This is a genomic window from Haloplanus sp. GDY1, from assembly GCF_023703775.1.
Lineage (GTDB): Archaea > Halobacteriota > Halobacteria > Halobacteriales > Haloferacaceae > Haloplanus > Haloplanus halophilus.
The window spans coordinates 17,913-33,438 of the sequence record NZ_CP098514.1 but is presented as its reverse complement, the minus strand read 5'-3'; the positions used below and the strand labels follow the sequence as shown (position 1 = coordinate 33,438).

At 52.3% G+C, this 15,526-nt stretch carries 12 protein-coding genes; 9 read left to right on the top strand and 3 right to left on the bottom strand.

Annotated elements, in window-relative coordinates; translation table 11 throughout:
• Positions 1 to 25 precede the first annotated feature (25 nt).
• Entirely contained in the window at positions 26 to 1,111 is a 1,086-nt protein-coding gene (locus NBT67_RS00160) for an endonuclease NucS domain-containing protein (RefSeq protein WP_251342800.1), read from the bottom strand.
• A 138-nt stretch (positions 1,112 to 1,249) separates the two neighbouring features.
• On the opposite strand from NBT67_RS00160, the gene NBT67_RS00155 reads away from it, so the two are divergent.
• From NBT67_RS00155 to NBT67_RS00115, 9 genes are all read left to right on the top strand, one after another.
• Positions 1,250 to 3,262: an N-6 DNA methylase gene (locus tag NBT67_RS00155; RefSeq protein ID WP_251342799.1), complete on the top strand. Its 2,013-nt coding sequence runs from the start codon at positions 1,250 to 1,252 to the stop codon at positions 3,260 to 3,262.
• A 2-nt stretch (positions 3,263 to 3,264) separates the two neighbouring features.
• A complete protein-coding gene (locus NBT67_RS00150) occupies positions 3,265 to 4,110 on the top strand; it encodes a hypothetical protein (protein ID WP_251342798.1) in 846 nt (281 codons plus the stop codon).
• Positions 4,110 to 4,760: an HFX_2341 family transcriptional regulator domain-containing protein gene (locus NBT67_RS00145; protein ID WP_251342797.1), complete on the top strand. Its 651-nt coding sequence runs from the start codon at positions 4,110 to 4,112 to the stop codon at positions 4,758 to 4,760. Before NBT67_RS00150 ends, NBT67_RS00145 begins: the two co-directional genes overlap by 1 nt.
• 248 nt (positions 4,761 to 5,008) lie before the next feature.
• A complete protein-coding gene (locus NBT67_RS00140) occupies positions 5,009 to 6,568 on the top strand; it encodes a type I restriction-modification system subunit M (RefSeq protein ID WP_251342796.1) in 1,560 nt (519 codons plus the stop codon).
• Positions 6,565 to 7,824 carry a restriction endonuclease subunit S gene (locus NBT67_RS00135; RefSeq protein ID WP_251342795.1) on the top strand — a complete coding sequence of 420 codons (1,260 nt, stop codon included), beginning with the start codon at positions 6,565 to 6,567 and terminating at the stop codon, positions 7,822 to 7,824. Before NBT67_RS00140 ends, NBT67_RS00135 begins: the two co-directional genes overlap by 4 nt.
• The gene (locus NBT67_RS00130; protein ID WP_251342794.1) at positions 7,814 to 10,774 is read left to right on the top strand and encodes a type I restriction endonuclease subunit R; all 2,961 of its coding nucleotides are present in this window, start codon (positions 7,814 to 7,816) and stop codon (positions 10,772 to 10,774) included. Before NBT67_RS00135 ends, NBT67_RS00130 begins: the two co-directional genes overlap by 11 nt.
• The gene (locus tag NBT67_RS00125) at positions 10,771 to 11,514 is read left to right on the top strand and encodes a M48 family metallopeptidase (RefSeq protein WP_251342793.1); all 744 of its coding nucleotides are present in this window, start codon (positions 10,771 to 10,773) and stop codon (positions 11,512 to 11,514) included. Before NBT67_RS00130 ends, NBT67_RS00125 begins: the two co-directional genes overlap by 4 nt.
• Before the next feature lie 289 nt (positions 11,515 to 11,803).
• Positions 11,804 to 12,397: a site-specific integrase gene (locus NBT67_RS00120; RefSeq protein WP_251342792.1), complete on the top strand. Its 594-nt coding sequence runs from the start codon at positions 11,804 to 11,806 to the stop codon at positions 12,395 to 12,397.
• 60 nt (positions 12,398 to 12,457) lie between these two features.
• On the top strand, positions 12,458 to 13,636 hold the full coding sequence (locus NBT67_RS00115) for a hypothetical protein (protein ID WP_251342791.1): 1,179 nt from the start codon (positions 12,458 to 12,460) through the stop codon (positions 13,634 to 13,636).
• Positions 13,637 to 14,231: 595 nt separating this feature from the next.
• On the opposite strand, the gene NBT67_RS00110 is transcribed toward NBT67_RS00115, so the two are convergent.
• Positions 14,232 to 14,528 carry a hypothetical protein gene (locus NBT67_RS00110; RefSeq protein WP_251342790.1) on the bottom strand — a complete coding sequence of 99 codons (297 nt, stop codon included), beginning with the start codon at positions 14,526 to 14,528 and terminating at the stop codon, positions 14,232 to 14,234.
• Entirely contained in the window at positions 14,525 to 14,914 is a 390-nt protein-coding gene (locus NBT67_RS18125) for a PEP-utilizing enzyme (RefSeq protein ID WP_425498925.1), read from the bottom strand. Before NBT67_RS18125 ends, NBT67_RS00110 begins: the two co-directional genes overlap by 4 nt.
• Between the last annotated feature and the right edge of the window lie 612 nt (positions 14,915 to 15,526).

The window sequence follows — 15,526 nt, the reverse complement described above, 5'->3', positions numbered from 1 at the left end:
GTGAAGCTAATTCTGGAGCAGTTTCCTACTCATCGAGATCGAAGTGCTGGTAGAGTCGATCCAACGTGAATTGATTCCTCAGCTTCGTCACCGTATTCTGATTTGCGTACATCCCCGTCTCCCAGTATGCCTCGTCAACTGGACGGGTATCAATCCATTCGACCCCTACGAGATACTCCCGCAGAGACTCATCCTCAGAGTTCTCACCCATTGCACTGGCATCTAATTCGGCGTCAAGGATCTTCTTTGAATCTTCGTCAGTCTCAATCTCAAATTCTGTGACCGGTGTTTTCGGCTTCGTTACTGTGCCGACACCGACGTACCCCTCTGTAGGTATGTGAACGAAGATACGGTCGTCAATAGAGAGTTGATCCAAGGTGCGGCTATACCACTCTCCCTGACCGCCAGACACAAACCCATATTCACGAGCGTCTGACCACGATCGGTTCTTGCCCTGTCCAAAAGCAACGTAGTAATCGCGTCCGTTCCATGCCTCTCGTTTGCTTGGGGGCTCTGGCGTCTCTTGAGGATCGATAAGCCAAGTCCGACCAATATACTCCCGACCGTCGTCCTCGTAGTAATTGAAACGGACAGCATTGACCGGCACGCTGTATTCTTCTGCAAGATACTCTACGATCCGTTCCGTTGCAGCATCCAGTTCTGAGGCAACAATAGTGAGGCTGTGAGTTTGATTGATGTCTTCTGGGACACCAGAAGCGCCTTCGGGCCTCGCAGAACTGAACTTCTCGCTGAATGCTTCCTCAAACTCACGAGTATCATCAAAGTCTTCGTAGAGATCGGTAACATCGTCGTAGGTCAGATGACGAACCCACGACGCGTAATCAAGGGCCTGCGCTACAACATCTCTCGGTGTCCGATCACGCTTAAGTTCAATAATGTGGAGGTCTCCTTCAGCGTCGATACCCAAGAGATCGAGGCGCTTTCCACTTGAGGTCCGGACCTGTTGTCCCACGATAAGGAGATCTCGTCCTAACAGATTCGGATCTTCGACCAGTAGTTCCTCAAGTCGAGACTCATCGTCAAGTTTGTTCGAGGAGAGCCGCTGGAAGTCTGGTCCATCAATCCGCCAGAGTCCGAACTCTATTGGCACGCTTTTTCTTCCCACACGCGCTATGTTATATTTGGGGCAGAAGGGGAAGGATTTACGCAATAGATTCGCTAAAATGTCCAAACTCAGTTTTGAATATCAAAACCAAATTCTATGTAGTCAACATCAAAACTGGTTGGTATGCGTGATCAAGAACTCGTCCGGAAAACTGTTGAAGATCTTACAGAGGTTTACGGGGAGGATAGAGTCGTAGTCGAGCCGTTTGTTGAGGATCAGCTGAGTTTCCGGCCGGACATTGCCGTCCTTGACGAAGATCTGGACGGGTTCTATGTAGTCGTTGAGTGCAGCACCGTTATTTCGGAACATAGGGAACGAGAAGATCTGAAAGAACTCCGTCGCCTGATGAACGACTCGGGGGCATCATACGGCGCACTGGTTTCCGAGTCCTTCGAATACGTGTTTAAATTGGTTCGGAGTGAAGAAGGCAAGCAAGTAGAGCGCGAACTCGCCAGATTCCCCTGTGATGACGGGCAGGAACGACGGGCCTTAGAATCTGCAGAAGAGATCCGGATGAAGTTCTGGCGGCTTGCCGATTACTTCAGAGGGAAGATCGGTAGAGACATCGAGACTCAGCTTTACCACAGCCTGTTCCGGAAGCTGGTCGCTGAACGACACAACTACGACCTGGATATCGACACCCTCTCCGAGGAAGATCTGACGGAGATAGACGAACTGATTGAAGAGAAGTATCCGCCCTTCAAAGCCCAAAACCATCCCCATGATATCGAGTTTCAGAGACAGGTGTTGAATACGTTCTACGGCATCGACCTGGATAAGACACCCCCGAAACTCGCTGAAGCGTTCGTAGGGCTTGAAGAGCAATCCAAAAGAACCGCGCCCAAAACCACACCTCTCTGGCTGAGCAAAGCCTTTCTCGACCTATCAGAGACAGGTGAAGGAGACGTTATCCTCGATCCTGCCGCAGGCTACGGGAATATACTCCGGGAAGCCAATACTCGAGGTGCGGACGCACACGGCGTTGAAATCAATGTCGATGCTGCAAACAGCGCCGTCTTCCTCAACGAATTGTTCGGCACTAATGTCTCCTACTCGATGGGCGACTACCTGAAACTCTCACAGGTAGATCACAGCTTGCCAGCGGAGTTCGACCAAGTCTTCATCGACCCTCCGTTCAACCTACAATACGAGAAGCCGGAGGGAACACCGGCCCGGAACGGTGACGAAAAATTCGTTCTGGACTCACTGGAACGGCTCAAGCCTGGCGGCAGTCTAACAGTTATACTGCCGGTTGGGAAATTGTATAAGAGCAGATCTTCCGACTTTCGAGAGACACTCCGCTCAGAGTACACCATAGAATCTCTGATCGAGATCCAGCCCCCGATCTATGACCATACTGGTATCTCTACGGTAATACTGCAAATAGCAAACGAGCCGTCTTCACCGAGCGACGAGATCTCCTACGCTATTGTCGACAGTGACGAAGATCCGGAGCAGAAAGTCCCGGAGGTCGTAGATGACATCCGGCTCGGCAAGGCCGATACGCTGGAGCTTGGTAGACTGGAGGGCAGATCCTATCTTCCCAGTGAAATCATCCAGATGGACAAGACCAGCCGTGAGCTGCAAAAGCAGTACGCCGAAGTGCGGGAGATTCAGGATATTGCTGAGGAAATCCGGGGCGGCACCAAGAAGCCGGATCAGGTCTTCGAGGAAGAAGGTAAAAGCCGGCTTCCGTACGTCAATATCCGAGATATTCAGCAGGAACAATACTCTGAGTTCCTCAACGTCGACGGGAATATCGTCAGAGCGGACAAAACGGACGTCCTAGTTTCTGTCACCGGGGCAAAGATCCACGTCCACCATCCCGAGAGGGAAATAGCCCCAAGCTCGATGTGGGCTGTCGTCCGCTTCCGTACCGAAGAAGAGGCACTGGTGTACGCCCACTTCCTGGATACTGACCTGGCTAAAAACCAGTTAGAATCGATGCAGGGCGGAGCGACAATACAGCATATCCCGATCCGACGGCTGCGGGAACTGCTGGTACCAGAGTTCTGCAAGAAAGAAATTCAGGAGATGGCAGAGGCCATCCGGAAGCGCTTGGAGAAGATCGCTGACTTGGAACAGGAACAGGCGCAGCTCCAGGACGATGTCGAAGGCCTCTTCGGAGGTGAATAGATATGAGCCAGTCTTCTGCTCCGCCCACTAACGAGGAGATGATCGAAGAGCAGATCGACAAATGCTTCGACCTGCTGGCAGACATCATCGAACCTCGGATAGACGTCGATAGCGACGACGACGTCTACCAGAAGATTGACGAGTACTTTGGCTGGGTTAAACAGTCTACGCGGGATACGTTCCAGGATCGGTTTAATACAGCACAGCTGTACAACTACCTGCGATACGTCTTCCTTGGTCTCGCCGATGAACAAGGATATCGTGACAGGCTGCAGCGGGAAGTCGGTGGGGAAATCCGAAATGAGGACAACGTGGTAAATGCTTACCGCTGGTTCAAGACGTACTCAACGGTACTCCTCAACGAGGAGGTGGATATTTCATACACATTCGCCCTGGAGAACCTGAACGAGTACCGGGAAGACCAGATCGCTCATCCGAAGGAACTTCCGTCACCCGACCAGCAGGCCGATCCTGTACTCCTGAGTTCGCTTCTTCTCATCTGGAACGCACTCGAAGGTGTAATCCGGACTTGGGGACGGATTCTGGAACTGGATGATGAAACATACGAAGATCGCCGTCGTCTCCTCAACGAGGGTCACAACTTCCATATTGGATTTGTAGACCACGTGGAAGGGCGGGTTAGTTACATCACTTCGTTCCAAGAAGGTGAGGCGGGACAGAGCATCCGGATGGAGCCGCAGCACGTCGAGTACTTCCCGTCAGAAGGAGACGTAGTCATCCTGAAAGCTAAACAAGAGTACAATCATGACGACGAACCGTTCTCCAGCCTCACGCCAGACATCGAAAACAACAACAGGGTTAAAAAATTCGTCGAGAGCGATATATAATGAGTTTGCATATCGTTCCACATGGGCAAACAACCGTCCATATTAAACGAGGGCTGCAAGCCTATGGATCAGCTGATAAAATCAATCTCTTGACCAGCGAGAAATTCCGGTCGGTCGGTAATGAACTGGCCGAAGAACTCACAGAGTTCGGGTACACTGTCGAGATAAACCTCGTAGATGCTTTCGATCTACGAGATGTCGTCGACACGGTTGTGAGTGTTGCCAGAGAAAATCCGGATCAAGAAATCTACGTCAATATTACGGGCGGTACGAATCTAATGGCTGGAGCGGCTACGGCTTCGGCCTTCTTCATCGGAGCTACTCCATACTATGTCCTGGAGCCACAGACCGGGGAGGAGTCGGTCGACGATTTGGTCATGAAGCTACCCTCACCCACCCAACCGCTAACATTCGAGATTGAAGGACTTCAGCTCGACGTTCTTCAAACACTCGGTAGATGGGACGAAGAGGGACGGAAAGGCGTGATTCTCCGTGAAATAGGAGAAGAACTCGGAGAATCCTCTCAGAAGATTAGCTACCATATCAACCAGTTACAAGAGAAGGGGCTTGTCGAATCAAATATAGAAGGACGAACCAAGCACGTCTACGTAACAGATGTCGGTCGATTGTACCTGCAGTGGACTAATTAGTGGTAGAAAATCCTCTTTTGATAAGGCCGAATAAACCCAATCTGATCAAGACCGGGGGGACTGGAAGATCTACCTCAGTAAGTTCATCAGGTATTCGGCAAAACTCCCTCATGCGATTATATCAGTTACCGGCCGGATTCAGGCTATCGTGTGCTTATAGATCGTCCCCAGAGAAAACCGACCGACTGCTGTGCGGGTTCGATTACTGCGACGTTGCTGTTATTACGCCGGCGCGTATCTGCTGGAATATGTCTAATAGCGACCAGGCCACCCTGCCTGGAACAGAATCTGATATACTCACTCTCGATACGCTCGAAAACCATCTGTGGGCGGCCGCAGACAAACTCCGTGGAAGCATCGACTCGGCCGACTACAAGAACTACATCTTCGGACTGCTGTTCCTCAAGCGGGCCAACGACCGCTTCGAGGAGGAGACCGAGGAAGTCGCCGAGGAGCTCGGAATACCGGTCAAGACGGCCAGAGATGATCGAGACCTCCACGAGGAGTTCTGGATCCCGGAGCGTGCTCGATGGGATCACATCAAGGCTCAAGAGACCGACGTTGGCGCGGCACTGAACAAGGCACTTGCGGCGGTCGAAGACGAGAACGACGCCATCGCGGACCGCGTGCTCACCACAGTCGACTTCAACGACAAGGAGCGCCTACCCGACTCACTGCTCTCGGATCTCGTCTCACACTTCTCGAAGCATCGCTACCGGAACGAGGATCTCGAAGATCCCGACATTTTCGGGCGGGCCTACGAATACCTCATCCGCGAGTTCGCGGACGACGCCGGCAAGAAGGGCGGCGAGTTCTATACGCCGCGTGAAGTCGTCCGGCTGATCGTCAAGTGCGTGAATCCGGAGCCGGGCCATCGTGTGTACGACCCTTGCTGTGGCTCCGGCGGGATGCTCATCTACTCCGCTGAGCACATCCGTGAGCAGGGTGGCGACATGACGGACATCTCGCTGTACGGCCAGGAGAAGAACCTGAATACGTGGGCCATCGGCCAGATGAACGTCCTGCTCCACGAGCTCTACGACGCCAAGATCGAGAAGGGCGACACTATCACCGACCCCAAGCGCGTCACCAAGCACGACGAGCTGGAGGTGTTCGACCGGGTCATCGCGAACCCGATGTGGAATCAGAAGGAGTGGAACAAGGACTGGGTGCAGGACAACGAGCCGTACAACCGCTTCCCGTACGGGCTCCCGCCGTCGAACCGCGGCGACTGGGCGTGGATTCAGCTCATGATCGCCTCGCTCAACGAGACTGGAAAAGCGGGCGTCGTGATGGACAATGGGGCGCTATTCAGATCGCGATCGGAGTGGAAAATTCGCAAGCCATTGATTGAGGATGATCTCTTGGAATCAGTCATCACACTTCCTGAGAAATTATTCTATAATACAAATTCTCCTGGGTGTGTATTGATATTCAACAAAGACAAACCAGAAAGTCGCCAAGGCAAGGTACAATTCATTTTTGGAGAGCAGAAACATCTACAAACTTCTGGCATCCAGATATATGACGACGAATCAACTCAGAACGTGCTCACTGAAGAGGGGGTCGAATATCTTGCGGAGACGTATATGTCTGGTAGGGAAGAAGAGCACCACAGTCGTTTTGTTGATATTTCTGAGATAGAAGAAAACAATTGGAATTTGAATATTTCCAGATACGTCGATACTACAACACCCTCGGAAGAGATCGATATACATGAAAAATTACAGAATCTGAAACAAATTGAGGAAGATCGAATCGCAGCTACTGAGGAGATGTATGAATCTCTTGAGAGGTTAAATAGATGAAAATCCAAGAAATCGGAAATAGAGTCGAATTAGAGGGTGAATGGACTAAGACGAGGTTAAATAATATCGCTACAAAAATCAAGGGAACAAAACCCGAAGAAGTTACAGAAGAACCGGCGGATGGGTTAGAGCCATATATAACAGCGGAGGCGTTTGAAGGTGAAATAAATTCATATGCTGACCCCGAAAGTGGGAAGCGCTGTTATGAATCCGATGTTCTATTGGTTTGGGACGGGAGCGTTGGGAAAGTTCTCAAAGGGTTCAATGGCATACTGGGATCAACAATGGCGGCGTTACGTTTCGATGAAGACAAAGTTGACCCACGGTTTGCTTATTATTATCTCTATGAGCACCGTGAGCAAATAGCAGCTTTGTCGGAAGGTACGACCATTTTGCACGTGCCTAAAGACTTTATGGAAATATTTGAAATTCCCACTCCTCCTCTCGATGTACAAACCCAAATCGCCGATTTTCTCGATCTCCTCAACAACATCTCCTCACAGACGAGCAATATTAAAGAAGAAACTCGACAACTGAAGCGCGGTGCAATAAATAAGGTGCTTAGAAGAGGCTTAGAAAATCACCAGGCAAAAGAAGTTAGATTTGGACCAGTTCAGCGAACTATTCCAAAAAAATGGGAAGTGAAATCTTTAGAAGAAGTCACGCTAGAGGGCAAGAATGGCTTAAGAGGCGGGCCACCTGGCGGGAAAATAAAGAAAGAGGTCCGTACAGATAGTGGTTATAAAATATACGTCCAAGAAAATATCATAAACAGAGATTTTGACATCAGAGAGGATTATATACCTGAATCAGAGTATCAGGATCTCGGGTCGGTCTCTACCCATCCGGGTGATATTTTAGTTACAACGGAAGGTTCGATTGGTAGGGCTGCGGTATTACCGGATGATGCTGAAGACGGAATCATCAACAACCATTTAGCTAGACTGCGAGTAGACCAATCAGAGTATTCCCCGAATTACATCGCGGAGGTGATTGATGCCTCGGATTTGGTTAAATCACAGATCACCTCGCTGAGTAACAATTCAGGCCGACCGGGAATCAATCTAAAAATAGTCAAGCAGATAAAAATACCAATACCAAGTTATTCTGAGCAGGTAGAAATATCAAATCTATTTGATTCGATAGACTCAAAGATGGAGAAGGAATGGATGTTCAGTGACGAAATCGATTCGCTCAAAAAAGGAGTAAGAGGCCAGCTCGTAGAAGGAAATCCAGTATTCACTAATGACAAATGAGTACGCCGAGTCTGAGCGCCCTGCCCTCAACGTGCTCCAGCAACTTGGCTGGGAGGTCGTCGATCAGCAACAGTCCACCTGGGTTGATCCCCGCGAGACCGAGTCCTCGGCTGTACTCGAACCACGGCTACGCAACGCTATCAAACGCCTGAATCCCTGGCTCAACGAGAACAATCTGAACAAGGCTGTCCGCGAGATCACGCAGGTCGCAGGGACCAGCACGATGAACGAGAACGAGCAGATCCACGAAAAGCTCGTTCGACACATCTCCGTCGAGCAGGATCGCGGTCACGGCAAGCAACACCAAACGGTCCAGTATATCGACTACGAGAATCCCGAGAACAACGACTTCTTCGCACTCAACCAGTTTCGGGTCGCGGGGCCGGTCGAGGTCGTCAAGCCCGACATCGTGTTGTTCGTCAACGGCATCCCGCTGGGTGTCGTCGAATGTAAGAGCCCTCAGATCCCCGAGCCGCGTGCAGAGGCGCTCGATCAGCTCACTCGCTACCAGAACGAACGCGACGGTGAGTCAGAGGGTGCTGAGGAGCTGTTCCGGTACAACCAGTTCTCGGTGGCCGCCTGGATGGAAGGCGCGGTCATGGGAACGTACGGAACGCCGAAGGACCAGTACAAGCCCTGGCGTGACGCCTACCCACTGGAAGACGACGAACTCATCGAGCTGTTCGATCTCGATGGCTATCTCCCGGATCAGTACCGGATGCTGTACGCGCTGTTCGAGCCCGAGCGCCTGCTCGACCAGTTACGACACTACACAGTGTTCGAGAACCGGCAGAGTGGCGCGATCAAGATGGTCGCCCGATACCAGCAGTACCGGGCGGTTCGGAAGGCACTCGAACGGATAGACAAGCGAGGTCGTCACGAGGCACAGGGCGGTGTCGTCTGGCACACTCAGGGCTCGGGGAAGTCGCTCACGATGCTCTTCCTCGCTCTGAAGCTGCGCCGGAATGAGGACGATCCGACACTTCTGTTAGTCACGGATCGCCGGGCGCTCAACGACCAGATTCACGCAACGTTCGAACGCTGTGGCTTCCCGAATCCGAAGAAAGCCGAGAGCATCGAGGACCTCCGCGACCGACTCTCCTACGACGCGGGTGAGACGATCACGACGCTGATTCACAAGTTCCAGACCACGGACGACGAAGAGGAGTTTCCGGTACTCTCTCGCAACGAGAACATCTACGTGATGGCCGACGAGGCCCACCGGACGCAGGACAAGGAACTCGCGAACAACATGCGGACGGCGCTCCCGAACGCCTTCTACGTCGGATTCACCGGGACGCCCATCGAGAAAGACGAGCGCAACACCCGTCGGACGTTCGGGAACTACATCGACACGTACACCATCGACCAGTCGCTGGAAGACGGCGCGACGGTCGAGATCCTGTATCAGGGTCGTCTCGCAGATATCCACCTCGAAGGTGAGACGCTCGACCGCCTGTTCGATCGCATCTTCTCGGACAAGACGGACGAGGAGAAGGCGGAGATACAGAAGCGATACGCTCGCACACAGGACCTCGCTGAAGCCCAGCCTCGAATCGACCGGGTCGCGCTGGACATCATCGAGCACTTCGAGAACGATGTGCCCGAGCCGTTCAAGGGCATGGTCGTCACAACGAGCAAGGAGGCGGCGATCCGGTACAAGGAGACCCTCGACGATTTGAACGGCCCGGAGTCGCGAGTCATCGTCTCCGAGGGTCACAACGACCCAGAGCACATCAAGCAGTGGACGCCCAGCGACTCCGAGAAGAGTCAGTACAAGGAGTCGTTCGTCGATCCGAACGGCGAGGTAGAACTGCTCATCGTCTGTGATATGCTCCTGACCGGGTTCGACGCGCCGGTGGCTCAGGTGATGTATCTCGACAAGCCTCTGCGAGAGCACAGCCTACTACAGGCGATTGCGCGCGTGAACCGGCCATTCGAGGAGAAGACCCACGGGCTCATCATCGACTACTACGGCGTCTCGGACGAGTTGAAAGAGGCGCTCGCGATGTTCAGCTCCAAGGACGTGGAGCGAGCGATGGTCCCGGTCGAGGACAAACAGCCCGATCTTGAGGCGGCCCACAGCAAGGCGATCTCGTTCTTCGACGATCTCGACGACGTCGAGCAGTGTGTCCAGTCGCTCGAACCAGACGACCGCCGGATCGAGTTCAAGAACGCGTTTAAGCGGTTCTCGAAACTGATGGACATCGTCCTTCCAGACCCGATGGCGAACCCCTATCGAGAGGACCTTGATCGGATCAGTACGATCTACGGGAAGGCGAAGGAGCGGTACCGCGATGAGACGATGAACCTCGAAGGCGCTGGAGCGAAGGTCCGCAAGTTGATTCAGGATCACATCACCTCACGGGGTATCGAGGTGCTGAACGATGAACCCGTTTCGATCATGGACGAGGTGGAATACGACGCGAAACTTGAAGGCTTAGAGAGCGACGAAGCCCGGGCGAGTGAGATGCAGAATGCGATCAAGCACGAAATCAACGTTCGGTTCGACGAGGACCCGGTACAGTACGGCTCTCTCAGAGACCGGCTCGAGGAACTCATCGAAAAGTACCGGGAGGGGCGTTACGACGAGCGCGAGACTATCGAGGAGCTTCGGGCACTGATGGATGAGATTCGCTCTCGCGACAAGCAGGCGCGGAACAAAGGACTCCGTGACGAGACGGATCTCTCGTTCTACCACGCTATCGAAGACGTGCTGAGCGAGCACGAGGCTGACGAGGAAGACCTCATCGAGCTTACGGCTAATCTGGTTGGAACCGTTGAGGAGTTCGTGACGAAGGTCGAATGGAAGGAGAAGACACAGCTACAGAACCGGATGCGGAAGGAAGTGACGGGGGAGTTGTATCGGTCTGAAATCGACATCTCGGGTGACGAGCGCCGGGAGCTGACTAACCGGGTCATCGAACTCGCACGGAATCATTACCAATGAGTGAACGCCTCCAGCGCCGGTATCATATCGGTCAGACGGTCGTTCCCTATACGATCGACTGGTCGGAAAACCGGGAGACGATGGAGTTGTCGATCGACAAGTCTCTGGAGCTGACCGTAACGGCCCCCATGACTGCGACGACAGAGGATGTGGAGGTGGTACTTGAGTCTCGCCAGGAGTGGCTCCTTGAGAAGCTCTACGGGCTGAAAGAGCAGGAAGGGCCGCCGTATCCGAAGGAGTACATGACCGGTGAGAAACTCCAGTACCGGGGACGACAGTACCCGTTGGAGGTCGTCGAGGCGGATGTTCCCGAACCGACATTGTCGTTCGACGAGCAAACGTTCACCCTTCGTGTCCACCGCTTCGATGGAGGCGTGGATGATGTGAGCGTTCGCCGAAAGCACCAAGCAGTGGTTGACTGGTTTATCGAACGGGCGGAGGAGGAACTCCCGACCCGAGTGTCACGGTTCGACTCGCGATTGGGGCTCGACGACGTGCCCGTATGGGTCGGAGAGATCGACGGTCGATGGGGTGAGTATGAAGACGGAACGGTTCGTCTCAATTGGCGGTTGATTCGTGCACCTGTTCGAATCCAAGATTACGTCATCGTCCATGAGTTGGCCCATTCAGTACACAATGAGCACTCCGGCGCGTTCTGGAATACGGTTGGTGCTCTCATCCCGGATTACGAGGATCGCCGCGAATGGCTCCGAATACAGGGCAACTCTCTAACGATCTAATTGCTGCTCAGGTTCATCTTGTCCTCTTTGCATTTTTAGCACCCAACTTGTTGGATGATCGCCGCGACTGAAAGGCAAGAAGAGGATAAGAAGGCTCGCACGACATTGATGTCACAGATGTCCGTAGATTGTTTTAAATATCAGTGATCGGTACTGAATGACGCTTTATCACTCAAAGCGTCACTATCACACCACCGAGTTGACTGAAAGCGTCGAATACGGGCGTCTCGAAGCTCAAGAATATATCATAATAAGGACTAAACGCGAGACCTTGTTAGCATAAAGCGTCATGCGAATAGAGGAAGAAAAACAGTCGAAGGTGTGGCTCACCGTCGACGACGTCAATCGCCTCCGCCGTGTCGCCGCATCTCGCCGGGACGAGTTGATAATCGACCTCGGGGCGCGAGTCGGCCTCCGCGCGTTTGAGATACCGCAAGCGACTCCCAGCGGCGTGAAACGGACGAGCGACGGGCACCACTATCGGATCCACATCCCGGAGGGGAAGGATACGAAACACGGCGAAGGAAAACCCCGCGACGCGTACCTCCCTGAATCGCTGGAGCGTCGGCTCCATTCGTACGCTCGCGACGAAGACCTCAACGACGACGACCCGTATATCAAGCTCTCGACGCGGGGTGTTCGGGCAGTGGTGAAACGAACCGCCGAGGCGGCGGCCGAGGAGTACGGTAACGATGACTGGAAAAAAGTATCGAGTCACGATCTCCGCCGCCACTTCGCCCAGCGACTTCTCGTCGACGAGGACATGAATCCCCGCGTGGTGATGGATGTTGGTGGGTGGAATTCGTTTCAAGCTATTGAACCGTATCTAAATACACCTACCGAGCGCGTGATTAACGAGGCGTTCGACAAAGTCGACCTATAGGATATACCTGACAGACATTAGCCAAGGAAGTATATTTTATCCACATGAGGCGCATCCTACGTGGGTATCAGAAACTTCAGACGGGGATATTTATTTGTTGAGGATGATCTGTCGGTAATGGATAATATAGAAACTGCGGTTGGGATGTGTCGGGATCTTGCCGATTGTACACCTGGATTGGAAGTTGTTAATTCGGGTCCGGTCCATCTTGAACTTACTCGGCCTGGCATTGTTGCGTATCTGTACCCGATCAGCGACAAGAGTACAACCAATATCTCAAACTCACCTGCTCTTTTCAATCCGGTGCTTGAACTGGCCGAAATCGATAAGAAACCAGTAATTCCGTGGCTTTCGCCTCGGCAACACCAACTTTCGACTTACAAAGCTACGCCGGATGAACCAATCGTGGTATCATTCGTTTCGGGAGAATATACCGGAAAGAGGGTGGAAGAACTCTCTGAACGAAATATATCCGCAGAACAACGACTCATCATCCCGCTCTATGACAAGGTGGGAGAACCACTCTTTCATCGTTTGACATCGTACTACTTGGCACGCGAAGGATGGCTTGTTGCGAGCGAACATCAATATCCGATTCACACAGGAACTGTCCCGTCTGATAGTCCTTGGACAGTGCGTGGTACTCCAGATATCGTCGCCTGGAAATCGCCGTTTCTCCAGACACTGCGTAATGAGGGGCTTATCCGGAATGGAGCGACACTACAGGAATTGGCGTTTTTGAGCACTCAGAATCATTCGGATTTGCACGAAAGACCCGAAAGTCAATCAGTAGTTGACACAAAGACACTCGTTGCTGAAGTGAAGGGGTCGGATCGCTCCCCGGGCGATCTTGATCAAGTAAACAAATACATTCGAAGCCGATTCTACGATGTCGCTTATGGCGTCATACCCCATCACTCAAACAAGACGAGTTCTGCTCATGGGCTCATTACCTGTGACGAATCAGGCTTCCAAATGATTCCAGATCCGATTGAGAATGATACTGGCCGTCAAACAAGCCATGCTGAAGAAGACGAGAAGGAGTGGTTTCTTGACCTGATGGATGGGGTAGCGGCACAGACACTACTGTGCAATCTGAGCTACGAAGAACTTATGTCATTTGTGGAGGGATCAAGAGATTGGAGGCCTGAACAGCCCTACGATCTTGTAGAGAATCTCTGGGAAAGACCGCTTAGTGACGTGGCATCCGAGGTCGCAACAACTCTCACAGAACAATAGAAAGGCCCGACGAGATATGACCGAGGAACCTCCAATTCCAACACGAAAGGCACCGGATGACCTTCCAGACGCGTTACCGATACCGCCGCCCACATCGGACGAGCTATACCAACTCTTGGAAGTCTGGAAGAATGTGAGTTCCATCAACTCCTTACGAGCAGGGGATTGGAATGGAACAACACGAAGTGAATACATGCTATGGACTACTGAAGACAATCGACAGTTCCGAGTGATCTGGGATTCAGAGGAGGATACATACTTAGTTTCTGAACGAACAAAGCCTCTCTAACCTTCCGATTCGTCACCGCTCACTTCTCGCTATTCAAGCGTTGCTGGATTTTGCGCGCTGTATCTCGCACTGCCTTGCTGAACTATAGACCGCATATCAGCATTCGTCGGCGCCTTCAACAGACGACACCCCAAGGTGAACACACATCCGCATCCGGCATGTCCTCCAGTATCCTTTCAAGCGTTAGTGTTGAGATGATATCAGAGGACACCGATAGTCTGAGTCTCATTCATCTGTTATCCCCAGCCGTTTCGACGTAGATGGGTGTTAGTGACATCTCTATCTTTTCTGTCGACACGACGCGAGTCAAACTTGCGATAACGACTTCATTAGATCTGCGTTGCGTCCTTGATCTGAGAGGCGGTATCGGTGCGGATTATTGCTTGCTTTGTACACTCTCTTCAGGTAGCCTTGATCGTATAGACGCCACAATCGCCAGCCAAGTCTCACATCGGGATTGAGTCCGTTGAAATCTTCATTTACGAATTCATCGTTGATATCCTGATACAGGATTCCATCAATATCGCGCTCAAAGGGCTCTTTTTTCACTTGTTCTCTCGCGACGGCTTTCAGTATCTGTCGATCAGTGTCGTCCAAACTCATGACTGGTTTCTTTGCTGGGAGAGATCCGATGACCTATGTCGAAGTATCCACTGAGCGTTGGAATCAACCGTAATCTGATCGCCAGTCTCAACAATAGAACGAATCTGAGGGCAATTAATGATGGCTGGAATCCCTAACTGTCGTGCGTACGTCGGTCCACGACCCGTTAGTCTCTCTTCATCATAGACGACAAATCCATCGGCGTCATCCACCAACTCACACATGGCTGGCAGTAGGTCTGGCATTACAACGATATCGCCCGTCTGAACATCTTTGACACCGCTAAGATGATCACTACGGAGTTGCTCTCCCCGTGGTCGATCAGCCTCAATACACTGCGCAGATCCCGTCGCCCGGCCAGGACTGCCAGTTTCCCCCAGAATCATAGAAGCCCCAGTGTGATGCATACCCTTGATCGTTACCACTGGTAATCTTCCTCCTCAATCGCGTCTTCATCAAGGTATCTAATCTCCTCTGCCGTCGGGAACAGCCGTTGGGGTGCGGTCAGATTTCCCGTATCAGACGAAGGGATACCGACCTTGACCGAGACCACATCACTATCAGATGAAATATCTCGAACATCGTACCGGACGTGCTGTTGATTGAGATCTGCCCGAAGCATCGCTCGCGCATGTTCCTCTGGATCTTGAGAGCCGTTCCAAGGATAGCTTACGCGGTAACCGTACACCGTTGGCGATGGCGGTGGAGTTCGTTCATTCGGATCTGCGGGCCGACATGTCTTCAGTCGTGCTCCCGAGAGTAATGGGTGAGGGTCATTATTGTTTAACAGTGCGATGCGAACTTTTGGGACAGGTTTCCGTTCAAGTTGCTGTGCAAAGGTGACATCTTGGAACGTGATGTGCGACCGTCCCTTAGCACCCATAATGGGTTCTCGAATCCACGATCTATACCCCTGTTTGATATCTTGAGGCGTGTGTGACTCTCGCTCATCAACTACCTCATCGTGATTGACGACGACAGTGGCCTCCATTACTGGC